Here is a 14539-nt window from a genome sequence, read left to right as displayed (position 1 = left end):
GTCAAGAGAACCGGCGCGGTGTCTAGCCTGGCGGGATGACCGACGACTACACCGCCACGTTGCCGCGCAAGCGGATGGCCGCGGCCGTCCTCTTCTTCGACGACACCGGCCGGCTCCTGCTCGTCGAACCCGCCTACACCAAGACCTACTGGGAACTGCCCGGCGGCTGCGTCGAAGCCGACGAGTCGCCCCGCACCGCCGCCGTCCGCGAGATCCAGGAAGAGCTCGGGCTCACCGTCGAGCCAGGTCGGCTACTCGCCATCGACTGGGTGCCACCACGTCCCGGCCGCACCGAAGGCCTCATGATCGTGTTCGACGGTGGCCGGCTGTCACCCCAGCAGGTCGCGGCCATCCACCTGCCACCCGGCGAACTGCGCAGTTGGGCGTGGTCGAACCCGCACGAGCAGGAACAACGACTCTCGCCGCTACTCGCCCGCCGGGCCGCCGCCAGTTTGGAGGCGCGGACGAAGGGAGAGACCGCATATCTCGAGGATGGTTATTCGGCGTCCTGAGCTCGTGACCGATCGGTCTCCAGTGGTCAAGCCCGGCACGGCTGCTCACCTTCGCCGATCGGGGCCGGCACCGTCATCTCGTACCGGGTGCCGTCGCTCCACACCCGCCTGATCAGTCTCTCGGTTCCCACCACGGAAGTGATTCGTCCCACCCGGCCCGCCGGATGACCGGATTCGGCGCAGTCCCGCCCGGAGGGGCACGGGCGCCCGGCGCCGTAGCGCCCCCGGCGAGGTCACCGCGCCGCGCCCATTGACGATCGTCGGTGCTCCACATAACTTACGGATGACACCCGAAAGTTACGCCGTTCGCCCGGTCGCCACCTTCCGGGTCCGGCGTGGCTCCCGCCCTTGAAGGAGTCACCGTGAGAAAGACCTCTCGCGTCGTCGTGGCCGTCCTTGCCACGTCGGCTCTGCTTGCCACCTCAGGCCCGCCGGTTCAGGCCGCGACCTCGGAAAAGGACCGGCACGGCAGCCACGACCTCTCGCTGCGCAAGGCCGCACCCCGAGACTTGCGGATCGGCACCGCGGTCGCCGGCGGCGGCCACCACGTCGACCAGCCCTATCCCGACCCGTTCCCCAACGACAGGCAGTACCGCCAGGTCCTGGCGCGTGAGTTCAGCTCGGTCTCGCCGGAGAACCAGATGAAGTGGGAGTTCATCCACCCGGAGCGCGACCGCTACAACTTCGGCCCGGCCGACGCCATCGTGAAGTTCGCCCGGCAGAACGGTCAGGCCGTCCGCGGGCACACGCTGCTCTGGCACAGCCAGAACCCGGCCTGGCTCAACGAGGGCACCTTCACCAAGGCCGAGCTGCGCTCGATCCTGAAGAACCACATCCGTACGGTCGTCGGCCACTACCGCGGCAAGATCCACCAGTGGGACGTCGCCAACGAGATCTTCACCGAGAACGGCGAGTACCGCCAGGAGAACGTCTTCATCCGGGAGCTCGGCCCCGGCATCGTCGCCGACGCGTTCCGCTGGGCGCACCAGGCCGACCCGAAGGCCCAGCTCTTCCTCAACGACTACGGCGTCGACTGGCCGGGCGTCAAGGTCGACGCCTACGAGGCGCTCGCGAAGCAGCTGCTCAAGGACCGGGTGCCGCTGCACGGCTTCGCCTCACAGGCCCACCTGAGCATGCGTTACGGCGCGCCCGACCAGCTCGGCGCGGTCCTGCAGCGCTTCGACGACCTCGGCCTGAAGACCGCGATCACCGAACTCGACGTGCGGATGGACCTGCCCGAGGGCGGCGTGCCCACCGCCGAGCAGCTGCAGACCCAGGCCACCTACTACCAGACGGTCCTGAACGCCTGCCTCGCCGTCGACCACTGCAACTCGTTCACCATCTGGGGCTTCACCGACAAGTACAGCTGGGTGCCGGTGTTCTTCCCGGCCGAGGGCGCCGCCACGATCATGTGGGACGACTTCAGCCGCAAGCCCGCCTACTACACCCTGCGCGACACCCTCCGCGCCGCCCGCTGAGAAACGCGGTGGCCGCGTTGGATCATTGCGCGGCCACCGCCTCGGGCACCCTGACGGTGACCTCGGGCTGCACGGTGATGGTGAAACCCGGCGGCCAGGAGAACTCGACCTGGACACCGACCGCCAGCGTGGCGTCGAAGTTCAGGTCGGAGATGAGCCGGCGCCCGTGGGTGCGCAGCGTGTCCAGGATGGCTGTCCGCAGCTTGTTGATCCTGCTGATCGCCTTGTCCATCAGATCCCGGCCGTTCGGATTCGGCCAGTCGTTGTCCTCGAAGATCAATCCGAGGTGCGCGTACTGGCTTTTCAGATCCGCCGCGGTGGCACCCGAGCCGGGTGCCTTGAGCGCCTCGACGACGTTGTAATACAACGCGGCCCGGTTCTGCAGATCCTGCATGAGCATGAGAACCGGCTGATCGTAGATGTCGCTGTAGGCATGCAGCAGGAAGTCGACATCGATGGTCTCGTTCTGGCACTCAAGTTCAATCTTCCGGGCGAGGTATTGACGAGCCTCTACCCGGTCCTCTCCCTGCGTCCGCTCTCGATCAATGCGGCGCTGGAGCTCGGCGCGGTTGTCGAGTTCGGCTCGGCTCGGCTGCTCGTGGTCCGGCATCTCGGCTCCTTGTCCGACGGCCCGGTCGGCAACCGACGTTACCGGCCGCTGACAGTGCCGGAGCCGCCTTCCGGGGCACCGTGCGGTTGGCGCGGAATGACACGACGGCCGCCCGCGTGGTCCGCGGGCGGCCGTCGTCGTGGCTGTTCAGAGGATCAGAAGAGTGGCGTACGGCCCTTGTAGCCGGTCGAGATCCGGATACCGGCCTTGTATGCCTTGCCGGTACCGCGGAACAGCATCAGATAACCGGTCGACGCCTGCACCGCGACCAGGTCGGTGAAGCCGTCCCGGTCGAAGTCGCCGATGCCGGTCCAGTCGCGCAGGCCACGGCCGCCGCCCAGTTTCACCGGTGACTTGAAGCCGCCGGACTTGCCCGGGATCAGATACATGTTGCCGGAGCTGTTCACCTTGATGACCAGGTCCTGGAACCCGTCGCGGTTGTAGTCGCCGGCGCCGGTGAACTCGCTGCGACCGTTCCAGTTGCCGTAGGCGAGGGCCTTGCGGGTGCCGAACTTGGCGCCCTTCTTGCCCGGGTACAGGTAGACGTTGCCGTTGCTGGTCTGCGACGCCAGCAGGTCGGGGTAGCCGTCCTTGTTGAAGTCGCCGATCGCGGTCAGCTCCCGCATGTGCTTGAAGTTCTTGGCGAGCACCTTGCGGGCACCGAGCGTGCCGTTGCTCTTGCCGGGATAGAAGTAGAGCGCACCCGACGTGGTCCGGGTGATCACGTCCTGGAAGCCGTCCCGGTTGAGGTCCATCCGCACGATCGCGTTGGCCTTGCCGAAGGAACCGGAGACCTTGGTGCGGCCACTCTCGGTCACCACCGTGCCATTGCCGGGGTACGCGAAGAGGTTGCCGGTGCTCTTGGTCCGCGCCAGCACGTCGGACCAGCCGTTACGGGTCCAGTCGGCGAGCTTGGGTGCCGGTAGGCGTACGAAATCAAGGTAGTTGCTGTCGATGTTGATCGTCACCCCGCCCCAGGTCTCCTTGTGGGCGCCCTGGTACTGCTTCATCCGGCGCTGCGGTGTCCAGTGCGTGGCCGGGATCGCCTTGTCGGTGAGCGTGACGACCTCGTCCCAGCGGGCGAAGTCCACGTAGTCCGGCCGCACGTAACCGGCCTTGTTGTAAACGGTCACCTGGTCGGCGATGCCGGAGCTGACGCTGCTGTAGTAACCGGAGAAGTAGCCGTGGTCGTGCAGCCGGGCGCTCCAGGCGCTCATGAAGTTCAGCACGCCGTTGCGGCAGGTGGCGTCGTCGGTGCGGTACGCCTCCATGTCGTAGATCAGCACGCTCTCCGGTGAGAGGCCCAGCTTCTTCGCCTGGTTCACCGCGTCGTCGGCGGTGGCCCGTCCCTGAGCGATCGCCCTCGCGTTGTCGATGACGGTCTTCTTCGTGGTGGTCGTGCAGGTCGCCTGCGGCCCCACGTAGATCGGGATGAGCCGCCAGCCGCGGCCGATCTGCTCCTTGACCCAGTCGGCGGTCAGGTTCGCCTGCGTGCAGCCGCGGGCGGCGCCACCGAAGTAGATGCCGACCGCACGGAACGGCGACTGCAGCCACGCCTTCATCGTGTCGCTCGACGGGGCGGTGCACGCGTCGAAGGCGTACCCCTTGAAGTTCCCGGGCTGCGGCGGCAGGGCCGTGGCAGCGGTGGCGTTCCCGTTCACCAGCGCCAGCGGGGCGACGCAGAGCGCCACCACGAGTGCGCCGAGTAGCCGCTTCCGGTACTTGACGAGCCGACGGGGGTGGAGCCGGTGACGCCCGGGGGTGGGCGTTGTCATCATAGTTGACCTATTCGTCGGTGGCCGGGAGCCCATCGAGGGAAGCAAACGTTTGCGGCCCCGGCCAGGGCCGTTCGGTCCGTAGTGGTCATCCGAACGGTCAGGTGGTGAGCTGGGCCACTCGCTGACCTGGGCGAACACTCCGGACCGATAGATTCCCCGAGTGGATCAACTCACCCCGCGGCAACGCTGGACCGCCCTGTTCGCGCTCGCCCTCGGCGGGGTGGCGATCGGCCTCACCGAGTTCGTCGCGATGGGGCTGCTGCCGGACATGGCCCGTGACCTGTTGCCGCTGGCGTGGGAACGGTCGGCCGAGGACGCTGTCGCACAGGCGGGCTGGGTCATCACCGCGTACGCCCTCGGTGTCGTCGCCGGCGCGCCCCTGATCGCCGTGCTCTCCGCCCGGATGCCGCGCAAGCGGCTGGTCCTCGCCCTGCTGGTGCTCTTCGCCGCCGGAACCGTCGCCTCCGCGCTGGCGCCCAGCTTCGGGTGGGTGCTGGCCGGCCGGTTCGTGGCAGCCCTGCCGCACGGCGCCTACTTCGGCGCGGCCGGCCTGCTCGCGGCCTCCCTGATGGGTCCCGGCCGGGAGGCGCGCGGCTACTCGATCGTGCTCGGCGGCCTCACCATCTCGAACGTGGTGGGGGTTCCGCTGATCACCCACCTGGGCCAGAACGCCGGGTGGCGCGTCGCCTACCTGGTGATCGCCGGTGCGTTCGTGCTCACCCTGTTCGCCGTCCTCGCCACCGTGCCGGACGCGCCCGCGGCGGCTGAAGGCTCACCCGCCGCCGAGTTGCGCGCCCTGCGCCGCCCGCAGGTGTGGCTGGTGGCGGCCACCGCGTCGGTCGGCTTCGCCGGGTTCTTCGCGGTCAACAGCTACATCGCGCCGGTGACCACCGAGGTGACCGGGCTGCCGGAGAGCGGGGTGCCGTGGGTCCTGGCGGTGTTCGGCCTCGGCATGACGGTTGGCAACGCCCTCGGCGGTGTCTTCGCCGACCGGAACCTGCGCCGGGCCACCGTGCTCGGCTTCGCCGGGATGATCGTCTCCTGCCTGCTGTTCGCGATGACCGCGAGCAATACGCCCGGCCTGCTCGTCAGCTCGTTCCTGGTCGGCGCGACGAGCATCTTCCTCGGGCCGGCGCTCCAGGCCCGGCTGATCACCGTCGCGCCGGAGGCCCAGCTGATGGGCGCTGCGGTGAACCAGTCGGCGATGAACCTGGCCAACAGCCTGGGTGCGGCTCTGGGCGGTCTGGTCATCGCGCGGGGGTTCGGCTATCTCGCCCCGGCCTGGACCGGTGTGGTCCTCGCCATCGGCGGTCTGTGGCTCGCCGCGATCGGGTTCGCCCTGGACCGCCGAAACCGCCGGCCGGTGCCCGCGGACGCATGATTCGCGCGGCGGCTACGGTTCGTTTGCCTGCTGTTAACTGGGGCGGGCCTACGATCCGGCGATGACCGGCATGCTGACCACCCGCGCCGACGCCGCGCGCGCGATCGCCGAGACCCTGCTGGGTGACATGGGCGACCGCTGGCGGCACACCGCGGGCGTCGCTTCGCGCGCCGCCGACCTGGCCGGGTGGCTGGGCCTGGACCCGGACATCCTGGTCTCCGCGGCATGGCTGCACGACATCGGGTACGCGAAACCGATCGCCCACACCGGATTCCACCCGGTCGACGGCGCGGTGCACCTGACCGCCGAGGGCTGGCCGGGGCGGATCGCGGGGCTTGTGGCCTATCACTCCGGGGCCCGGTTCGTGGCGGAGGTCAAGGGGTTCACGGGGCAGCTCGCGGTGTTCGCGGACGAGCGCAGCCTGATGGCGGACGCCCTCACCTACGCCGATCAGACGACGAGCCCGCGCGGTGAGCGGGTCGGCACCGAGCAGCGGTACGCGGAGATGCTGCACCGCCACGGCCCCTGCTCGGCCAACGCCCTCGCCGACGCGGCCCGCGGCCCCCACCTCCGCGCCATCGCCACCCGCGTCGAGTCCCTCCTGCGCAGCCCCTTCCCAACTCCCGCCTGACCCCGGCTGGCACTGAGCGGGGCCTTTCGCGCCGCGGGACCCCGCTCACGCCCAGCCGGGCATCTCGGCTGGCGCTGAGCGGTGCTTTTCGGGGCGTAGGACCCCGCTCACGCCCAGCCGGGCATCTCGGCTGGCGCTGAGCGGTGCTTTTTGGAGCGTAGGACCCCGCTCACGCCCAGCCGGGCATCTCGGCTGGCGCTGAGCGGTGCTTTTCGGAGCGTAGGACCCCGCTCACGCCCAGCCGAGTGTCTCGGCTGGCGTCAAGGGGTGCTTTTCGCGGCGCGAGGCACCCCTCACGGCCAGCCGGGTATTTCAGGGGTGCACGGTGTGGAGAAATGTGGTCAGGGCGTCGTGGTAGGGCTGGAGCGTCCGCAAGTCCACGTACTCGTGGGGCCCGTGCTGCCCGTCCCCACCCGGCCCGAAGATCACCGCGTCCACCCCGTGCGCCGAGTAGAACCGCCCGTCCGCCGCACCGTGCTTACGCAGCAAAGCCCCCTCGTACCCCACCGACTCAGCGGCCCGCCGCAAAGCCACCACCTCCGCCGACAACGGATCAGCGTGATGCGGAGCCCCCGCCGCCTCCACCTCGACCTCCACCCCCGGCCCGGCGATCTCCCGCAACCACGCCGGAGCATCCCCACCCGGACCCGCCTCCGACGGGGGATACCGGATGTCCAGCCAGGCCGTCGCATCAGCGGGCACCACGTTCGCCGCCGCATTGCTGGTCTCGATCCGGGCCACGTTCACCGTCGTCGTCCACTCCTCGGCCACCGGCACCGGATAGCGGCTCAACAACCGGTTGACCGCCTCCACAACCGTGAGCAGAGCGTTCTCGCCGAGCCACGGATAGGCGGCGTGCGCAGTCCGGCCGCTCGCGGTGAGCCGCACCCGCAGGATGCCCTTCGACTCGGTGACGACACACAGGTTGCTCTGCTCACCGATGACCACGAAACCGCCCCGGACACCCTGCGCCACCTGGTGCCCGGTGCCGTCGAAACCGCCCACCTCCTCGTCGGTGACCAGCTGCAACGCGATCGGGTAGGGCAGCCGCGGTGCGAGATCGCGGAACACCGTGGCCAGCACGACGGCGGCGCACTTCATGTCATGGGCGCCCCGGCCGTACAGCAGGTCACCCTCGCGCCGGGCGGTGAACTGATCAGGCGTGCCCGGGACGACGTCGAGGTGGGCGTTGAGGATGATCCGGGGAAACCCGCCGGACGAGACCAGCGCACTCGGCTTACCGCGCGACTCGAAACGCCGTACCTCAAAACCAGGACCGACCAGATCGAGTACGCAGCCGAGCGCCCGCCCCAACTCAGCCGGCCGGTCCGCGGTGGAGCGAATCCCGATCAACTCCACCGCGGGCGCTACAAGCGACTCCATCGCCCGAAACTACCGTGGCTGGAGCTCACCGGCCTCGACCGCGACCGGAAGCCGGTTACCGGCCGGCGGCAGCGGGCACGTCGCGAACTCCGTGTACGCGCACGGCAGGTTCGTCGAACGATTGAAGTCCAGCACCACCGCCCCGTCCCCGTCCGGAGGCGCGATGTTCAGGCTGCGGTTCGCCGCGTACGTCGTCAGCCCGGACGTCCCATCGGTGAACAGCACGTAGAGCGACCCGGGCGCGGCCCCGTTGAACGCGATCAGCGACAGCCGCTGCCCACCGATCTCGAAGTCGACCCGGCCCGGCGACTCGTAGACGTGCTCGAGCCCTTCGGACACCGAGCCCACCGTCGTCGGCACCGGCTCGTCGTAGGGCACGAACCGCCCGCTGACCACCCACTTCTCGTCCGCCGGATAGGCCGGGGTGCCGGTGTAGGCGGCCAGCACCGGATTCGACGGATGCCGCGGCCGGACCACGTCGAACCCGCCACGCCGCGCGATCTCGATCTTCGCGTCGCCGTAGTCAGCGGTGATGTCGGCGCGCTCCTCGATCGGCGGGAACCGGTGCGTCCCGGTCAGCGCCGTGCCGTCCACGATGAGCTGCTCACCCTCGCCGAGAGCGACAGTCACCCCCTCCGGGCTGCTGCTCCACGAGCCCGGCGCGCCGTCGAAACGCTGCGGAGTCGCGTCCAGCCAGTGCAGACCGGTGATGGCGAGGAAGCCGTGCGGTGCCGCCCGCCGCTGCTCGTGGGCCGCGTGCCACTCGTCCCACTCCTGTCGGAACTCGGTATTCATGATTCCGACTCTATGGCGTCTGCTACCTTCGTCGGCAGGTCATGAGTGCCAGCGCACAGCCCCGGCTTGCTGGCCGGCAACCCTTGCGTTCGCGATGGGGTGCCCCGGGTGAGGACCAGGCCGCGCCGGACCCGGTGCGGCAAGCGCGAGCCCGGAGGCACGGCCATGTTCCCGATCAGCCCTCTCGACGTCGTCGGCGACGACCTCAAGGTCACCCTCCCGGACGGGGAGGTCGTGCGCTTCGCGCATCTCGACTACGCGGCCTCGGCGCCCTGCGTGCGAGCCGCGGCCGGCGCGGTCCAGGATCTGCTGCCGCGCTACGGCAGTGTGCATCGGGGCACGGGGGTACGGTCGCAGGCGTCCACCCTCGCGTACGAGCTGGCCCGTGACGTGGTGGCCGAGTTCACCGGCGCGGGTCCCGGCGACTGTGTGGTCTTCACCCGTAACACCACGGACGCGCTCAACCTGCTCGCCCGCGCCCTGCCGCCGGGCACCACCACTGTCGTGTTCGACGGCGAGCACCACGCCAACCTGCTGCCCTGGCCGAACCCGGTGCGGCTGCCCGCGCCGTCGTCGCCGGACGAGGCCGTCGAGGCTCTGGACCGGGCGCTGAGGCAGCTGACCGGTCCGGCCGTACTGACCGTGACCGGGGCGAGCAACGTGACCGGTGAGGTGTGGCCGGTCCGGCGCCTGGCGGACGTCGCGCACTCGTACGGCGTACGCGTGATTGTCGACGCCGCTCAGCTCGCACCGCACCACCCGGTCTCCCTCCACGAGCTCGGCGCGGATTATCTGGCCTTTTCCGGTCACAAGCTGTACGCGCCGTTCGGCGCCGGTGTCCTCGCCGGTCGCGCCGACTGGCTCGACGCCGCACCGCCCTACCTGGCCGGCGGCGGCGCCAGCGCCTCGGTCGGTGACCGGCCCGGCGAGCTGACCTGGGCGACCGGCCCGGCCCGGCACGAGGGCGGCACCCCCAACCTGCTCGGCGCCGTCGCCCTCGCCGCCGTCTGCGAGGCGCTCACCGGCGCCGATCGCACCGCCCTGCACGACCACGAGCAGGCCCTGCTCACCCGCTTGCGCGACGGCCTGCGCGACGTTCCCGGCGCCACCGAGGTCAGCCTGTTCGGCCCGGAGCAGCCCCGCGTCGGCATCGTCTCGATCGCGTTCGACGGCTCCGACCCGGCCGAGGTCGCCCGGCGGCTCGCCCGCGACCACGGCATCGGCGTGCGGGCCGGCCAGTTCTGCGCCCACCCGCTGGTCCGCCGGCTGACCCGCTCCGCCTCGGCGGGGGAGTGCGGCACCGCGACGGGTCTGCTGCGTGCCAGTTTCGGTCTCGGCAGCACCACCGACGAGGTCGACCGGCTCCTCGCGGCGCTTCGCTCCTGAGCCGCTACCCGCGGGATCCTGTCCCGCTCGGGCCGGGAGCCGATCCTGCTCTACGTGGTGACCTGGATGACGACGCTGCGCGACCGGCTGCCCTCCGGTGGTGGGCTGCGTGACGAGGACTGGGCGGGCCGGCACCGGCTGCTGACGGTGCTTCTCGCCGTCCTCATGGTGATCCTGACCGTGTTCGGGGCGCTGCAGGGCGACCCGGCCGTACCCGCGCTGCTGCTCACCGACGGGCTGGTGCTGCCGGCCCTGGCGGCGGCGGTCCGGCTGCCGTCGCGGCGGATGCGGTCGGTCAGCGTCGCGCTCGGCTTCACGGTGGCGTGCGGCGGGTTCGTCTCGCTCAGCGGCGGCCTCACCGAGGCGCACTTCACCTTCTTCATCGCCGTCGGGGCGCTCGCCCTCTACCGCGACTGGGCACCGTTCGGCGCCTTCCTCGTCGCCACCACCCTGCACCACGGTGTCTTCGGGACCCTGGTCAGCGACCACACCTACGACCACGACTCGGCCGTCGCGCACCCGCTGATCTGGGCCGCGCTGCACGGCGGCGCGGTGCTGCTCGCCGCCGGTTTCCAGGTGGTCTCCTGGAGCCTGGCCGAGTCCGAGGAGAAGCGCGCCCAGGAGAACCTGCAGGAGAGCCAGGCCCAGCTCAGCGTCGCCTTCGACGAGACGCCGGTGCCGATGGCGATGATCGCGCCGGACGGTGTGCTGCTGCGCACCAACGCCGCCTACCGCGAATGGCTGCGGCTGCCGAACGAGCTGCCCGCCGGGTTCGCCCTCACCGACCTGCCGCTGCGCGCGGTCGACGACAGCGCGGCGCAGCTGTTCCAGGGACTCGTCGAGGAGACCGAGCCGGTCACGGTGACCCACCGGTACCAGCGCACCGACGACGGCTCGATGATCTGGGTGCAGATCCACAGCACCGGCCTCTACGACCGGCAGGGCCGCCTCCAGCTGATCTTCGTGCACTGCCTCGACGTCACCGCGGTCCGCGATCACGAGGCCGAGCTGCGCCGCCAGGTACGCCACGACTCGCTCACCGGCCTGCTCTCCCGCAAGGCCTTCGAGAACGACCTGACCGCCCTGCTCGCCGGCAGCGCCGAGCCGGTCAGCGTCATCTACCTCGACGTCGACCGCTTCAAGTCGGTGAACGACGGGTCCGGGCATCACACCGGCGACGACGTGCTGCGCTCCCTCGCCGTACGCCTGAGCCGTGTGGTCCCGCCCGGCGCCCTGGTCGCCCGGCTCGGCGGTGACGAGTTCGTCGTCGCCCTGCCCGGCCCGGCCGGCACCGGCCTGCGGGTCGCCGACGGCATCCTCGACGCCCTCGCCGAGCCCCTGCCGGTCGGCGACGGCGAACTGCCGATCTCGGTCAGCCTCGGCGTCACGACCGCCTTCGGTGGAGGTGCCGCAGCCGCCGACGAAGTGGTGCTCGCCGCCGACACCGCCATGTACGCCGCCAAGCGCGCCGGCGGCAACCGGGTCCAGGTCTACACCGACGACCTGCGCGTGCCGGTCCAGGAGCGGATCGCCGCCGAGACCCGCCTGCGCCAGGCCCTCGCCGCCGACCCGCGCCGCACCCTGCCGCTCTGGTTCCAGCCGGTCGTCTCCACCGTCACCGGCCGGATCATCGGCGCGGAGGCCCTGGTCCGGATGCTCACCCCGGAGGGCGACATCCTCGGCCCGGGCCACTTCATCGGCGCCGCCGAGGAGACCGGCCTGATCGTGCCGCTCGGCGAGCACGTGCTGCGGTCCGCGATCGACCACCTGCTGCACTGGTCGGACCGGCTCGGCTACGTCTCGGTCAACGTCAGCCCCCGCCAGCTCGCCGAACCCGACTTCGTACCGATGGTGGCCGGGATCCTGTCCGCTCTGCCGCACTTCGACCCGGCCCGGCTGGTCCTGGAGATCACCGAGACCGCGCTGCTCTCCTCGACCGTCGACGTCAGCGAGCGGCTCGCCGCGCTCAAGCAGCTCGGCGTACGCATCGCCCTCGACGACTTCGGCACCGGCTACAGCTCGCTGACCTGGCTCAAGTCGCTGCCCGCCGACATCGTCAAGCTGGACCGCTCGTTCGTCGCCGGCCTCGCCGAGGACCAGCGCAAGTCCTCGATCATCTCGGCGGTGCTGTGGCTGGCCCGCTCCCTGGGCATGTCCACGATCGCCGAGGGCGTCGAGGAGTTCGCCGACTGGTCCGCGCTCCAGGCGGCCGGCTGCCCCGCGGTGCAGGGCTTCTTCTTCAGCAAGCCGCTGCCGGGCGCGGAGTTCGACGAAATGTTACGAGCAGGAAAGATGATCGCCCCTAACGGGGCTGTTCACCTGCACGAAACCACCGGGAGCGTACTGGCCGGTTAGAGTCCGGCCATCCTTGACAACGTTGATCCCTTCATCGGCACAGCGGCGACCGACCTGCCCCGGGCACACGGTCTCGCCGCTACCTGGTGGTGGCCGAAACCCCAGGTCGGCAACACCCACCCGGGCGCCACCTCCCCGCTGGGCATGGTCTCCGCCTGCGCCTACTCGGGTGCCTACCCGACCGGGTACGGCCGCTACGCCAAGAACACCGAGGGCGTACCGGAGGAGATGTTCCCGCGGCTGCAGGCCTCCGGGTTCACCCACTTCCAGCAGTCCGGCACCGGCGCGATCCGCAAGTACTACAACTACGTACGGGTCACCCCGATGGTGCAGCCGCTCGACGACCTCGGCCAGGCCTGGCCGCTGGAGGACGAGCGCGCCGAGGCCGGCTACTACGCGGCCAACCTGGACACCGGGGTGCGCTGCGAGATCACGGTGGGGGAGAAGGTCGCCGTCCACCGGTACACCTTCCCGGACCACCAGAGCGCCCGCGTGGTGATCGACCTGTCCTGCGGCGGCCTGGCGATCGACCTCGGCCGGACCGTGCCGCTGCGCGCCCAGGCCGAGAGCATGGGACACGGCCGGGCGCAGGGCACCGTGGTGATGGAGGGCGTCCCGCTGTCGGTGCACATCGAGGTCGACAGTCCCGGCTGGCGGCAGATGCTCTGGTACGACCGGCGGCTCATCCCGGGCGGCACCCGCCTGGACTTCGACAGCATCCGGCACACCACCCTCCGCCCCTTCGGCATGATCTTCATGGGGCCGGTACGAGCGGGGCAGACCATCGAGGTCCGGATGGGCTTCTCGCTGCGCGGTGGTGAGCAGGCCCGGGAGAACCTGCTCCGCGAGTGCGGCACCGGCGACACCCCGGCCTTCGAGGTGGTGCGGTCGCGTACCCGGTCCCGCTGGGGTGACCACCTGAGCCGGGTCGAGGTCGACGGCGGCACACCGGCCCGCCGCACGATCATGGCGACCGCGATGTACCACTCGCTGATCAAGCCGTGCATCGCCGACGACGAGAGCCCGTTCTGGCCCAACTCCGGCCCGTACGCCTTCGACATCTGCACCATGTGGGACATCTACAAGACGCAGTTGCCGCTGCTCTCCGCGATCGTCCCGGACCGGGCCACCGACCTGCTCGAATCGCTGATCCGGGTGTGCGAGGAGGAGGGCAACTTCCCGATCGGCTACCGGATGGCCCGCGGTGCCGACCGGTTCTTCCGGCAGGCCAGCGCGCTCGCGCACACCGCACTTGCCGACGCGCACGCGCTCGGCAGGCCCGGTATCGACTGGACCTGGGCGCTCGTGCACATGGTCGACGACCTGCGCCGGCTCTACGGCGAGGACTTCTGGGAGCACGGCGTGGTCCATCCGATCACGCACACCCTCGACCTGGCGTACGCCCACCACTGCACCGCCCAGCTGGCCCGCGCCCTCAACGACCACCGCCTCGCCGCCGACCTCGAACGCCGCAGCCGCGACTGGGTCAACGCGTTCGACCCTTCCACCGGCCTGCTGCGCGACTCCGAGTTCTACGAGGGCGGCAAGTGGAACTACTCGTTCCGCCTGCTGCACGACATGGCCTCCCGGATCGGCCTGGCCGGCGGCGACGAGGCTTTCATCGATCGGCTCGACCGGTTCTTCGGCTACGGCGCCGGCCCGGTCAAGCAGGCCGGCCGCTGCCCGGAGCCCGGCGAGATGGCCGCCGGATACGCCCTGAACCGCTTCGAGGGCCTGAACAACGAGCCCGACATGGAGGCGCCCTGGGCCTACCACTACGCGGGCCGCCCCGACCGCACCGCCGAGGTCGTGCACTCGGCGCTGACCTGGCAGTTCGGCACCGGACCGGGTGGCCTGCCGGGCAACGACGACTCCGGCGGGCTCAGCTCCTGGTACGTCTGGGCCTCCCTCGGCCTGTTCCCGGTGGCCGGGCAGAACCTGTTCCTGGTCAACGCACCCGCCTTCGAACGGGCCGCGCTGCGGGTCGAGGGCGGCGAGTTCGTCATCGAGACCAGCGGGCACCGGGAGACCCCGATCGGCGTCGACGGCCTCGACCGCCACCCCGCACCGCAGTACGTCCAGTCCGCGACGTTCAACGGCAAGCCGCTCACCTCCACCCACCTGAACGCGGGCGACGTCCACTCCGGCGGGCGTCTTCACCTGCGGCTCGGGCCCGAACCCTCGACCTGGGGTCACCGGTCCCGGCCGCCGTCCCTCTCACACCCTTAGC

At 70.5% G+C, this 14539-nt stretch carries 11 protein-coding genes and 1 riboswitch; of the genes, 7 read left to right on the top strand and 4 right to left on the bottom strand.

Annotated elements, in window-relative coordinates; genetic code table 11:
* The first annotated feature begins 35 nt into the window (after positions 1-35).
* Positions 36-512 carry an NUDIX domain-containing protein gene (locus tag ACFQV6_RS15000; protein ID WP_378028067.1) on the top strand — a complete coding sequence of 159 codons (477 nt, stop codon included), beginning with the start codon at positions 36-38 and terminating at the stop codon, positions 510-512.
* Positions 513-874: 362 nt separating this feature from the next.
* Positions 875-1990 carry an endo-1,4-beta-xylanase gene (locus ACFQV6_RS14995; protein ID WP_378028066.1) on the top strand — a complete coding sequence of 372 codons (1116 nt, stop codon included), beginning with the start codon at positions 875-877 and terminating at the stop codon, positions 1988-1990.
* Between the two features lie 22 nt (positions 1991-2012).
* On the opposite strand, the gene ACFQV6_RS14990 is transcribed toward ACFQV6_RS14995, so the two are convergent.
* Both ACFQV6_RS14990 and ACFQV6_RS14985 read right to left on the bottom strand, forming a co-directional pair.
* Positions 2013-2600 carry a hypothetical protein gene (locus ACFQV6_RS14990; RefSeq protein ID WP_378028065.1) on the bottom strand — a complete coding sequence of 196 codons (588 nt, stop codon included), beginning with the start codon at positions 2598-2600 and terminating at the stop codon, positions 2013-2015.
* 155 nt (positions 2601-2755) lie between these two features.
* Positions 2756-4375, bottom strand: coding sequence for a glycoside hydrolase domain-containing protein (locus tag ACFQV6_RS14985; protein WP_378028064.1), 1620 nt, complete (start codon positions 4373-4375; stop codon positions 2756-2758).
* A 163-nt stretch (positions 4376-4538) separates the two neighbouring features.
* Between ACFQV6_RS14985 and ACFQV6_RS14980 the strand changes: the two genes are divergently transcribed.
* Positions 4539-5759 carry an MFS transporter gene (locus ACFQV6_RS14980; RefSeq protein WP_378028063.1) on the top strand — a complete coding sequence of 407 codons (1221 nt, stop codon included), beginning with the start codon at positions 4539-4541 and terminating at the stop codon, positions 5757-5759.
* Between the two features lie 61 nt (positions 5760-5820).
* Positions 5821-6390 (top strand): HDIG domain-containing metalloprotein, encoded by a 570-nt coding sequence (locus tag ACFQV6_RS14975; protein WP_378028062.1) that lies wholly within the window; start codon positions 5821-5823, stop codon positions 6388-6390.
* Between the two features lie 312 nt (positions 6391-6702).
* On the opposite strand, the gene ACFQV6_RS14970 is transcribed toward ACFQV6_RS14975, so the two are convergent.
* Together ACFQV6_RS14970 and ACFQV6_RS14965 are read right to left on the bottom strand one after the other, a co-directional pair.
* The gene (locus tag ACFQV6_RS14970; protein WP_378028061.1) at positions 6703-7773 is read right to left on the bottom strand and encodes a M20 family metallopeptidase; all 1071 of its coding nucleotides are present in this window, start codon (positions 7771-7773) and stop codon (positions 6703-6705) included.
* Between the two features lie 9 nt (positions 7774-7782).
* Positions 7783-8568 (bottom strand): DUF1684 domain-containing protein, encoded by a 786-nt coding sequence (locus ACFQV6_RS14965; RefSeq protein WP_378028060.1) that lies wholly within the window; start codon positions 8566-8568, stop codon positions 7783-7785.
* Positions 8569-8605: 37 nt separating this feature from the next.
* Positions 8606-8720: riboswitch (SAM riboswitch) on the top strand.
* Positions 8721-8733: 13 nt separating this feature from the next.
* On the opposite strand from ACFQV6_RS14965, the gene ACFQV6_RS14960 reads away from it, so the two are divergent.
* Genes ACFQV6_RS14960 through ACFQV6_RS14950 form a run of 3 tightly spaced genes read left to right on the top strand, consistent with a single transcriptional unit; the run spans position 8734 to position 14538 of the window.
* Positions 8734-9954 carry an aminotransferase class V-fold PLP-dependent enzyme gene (locus ACFQV6_RS14960; protein ID WP_378028109.1) on the top strand — a complete coding sequence of 407 codons (1221 nt, stop codon included), beginning with the start codon at positions 8734-8736 and terminating at the stop codon, positions 9952-9954.
* Between the two features lie 54 nt (positions 9955-10008).
* Positions 10009-12309: a putative bifunctional diguanylate cyclase/phosphodiesterase gene (locus tag ACFQV6_RS14955; protein WP_378028059.1), complete on the top strand. Its 2301-nt coding sequence runs from the start codon at positions 10009-10011 to the stop codon at positions 12307-12309.
* 9 nt (positions 12310-12318) lie between these two features.
* The gene (locus ACFQV6_RS14950) at positions 12319-14538 is read left to right on the top strand and encodes a glycoside hydrolase domain-containing protein (protein ID WP_378028108.1); all 2220 of its coding nucleotides are present in this window, start codon (positions 12319-12321) and stop codon (positions 14536-14538) included.
* The last annotated feature ends 1 nt before the right edge of the window (position 14539 follow it).

It is taken from the genome of Actinoplanes sp. GCM10030250, from assembly GCF_042666575.1.
Classification (GTDB): domain Bacteria; phylum Actinomycetota; class Actinomycetes; order Mycobacteriales; family Micromonosporaceae; genus Actinoplanes.
Note: the sequence above shows the minus strand (reverse complement) of the source record. Positions and strands in the feature narration are given on the sequence as shown.

What these genes read in the sequence shown, in the direction of transcription:
- ACFQV6_RS15000 (WP_378028067.1), top strand. Translation starts at nt 36, where the DNA reads ATGACCGACGACTACACCGCCACGTTGCCGCGCAAGCGGATGGCCGCG.
- ACFQV6_RS14990 (WP_378028065.1), bottom strand. Translation starts at nt 2,600, where the DNA reads ATGCCGGACCACGAGCAGCCGAGCCGAGCCGAACTCGACAACCGCGCC.
- ACFQV6_RS14985 (WP_378028064.1), bottom strand. Translation starts at nt 4,375, where the DNA reads ATGACAACGCCCACCCCCGGGCGTCACCGGCTCCACCCCCGTCGGCTC.
- ACFQV6_RS14975 (WP_378028062.1), top strand. Translation starts at nt 5,821, where the DNA reads ATGACCGGCATGCTGACCACCCGCGCCGACGCCGCGCGCGCGATCGCC.
- ACFQV6_RS14970 (WP_378028061.1), bottom strand. Translation starts at nt 7,773, where the DNA reads ATGGAGTCGCTTGTAGCGCCCGCGGTGGAGTTGATCGGGATTCGCTCC.
- ACFQV6_RS14965 (WP_378028060.1), bottom strand. Translation starts at nt 8,568, where the DNA reads ATGAATACCGAGTTCCGACAGGAGTGGGACGAGTGGCACGCGGCCCAC.
- ACFQV6_RS14960 (WP_378028109.1), top strand. Translation starts at nt 8,734, where the DNA reads ATGTTCCCGATCAGCCCTCTCGACGTCGTCGGCGACGACCTCAAGGTC.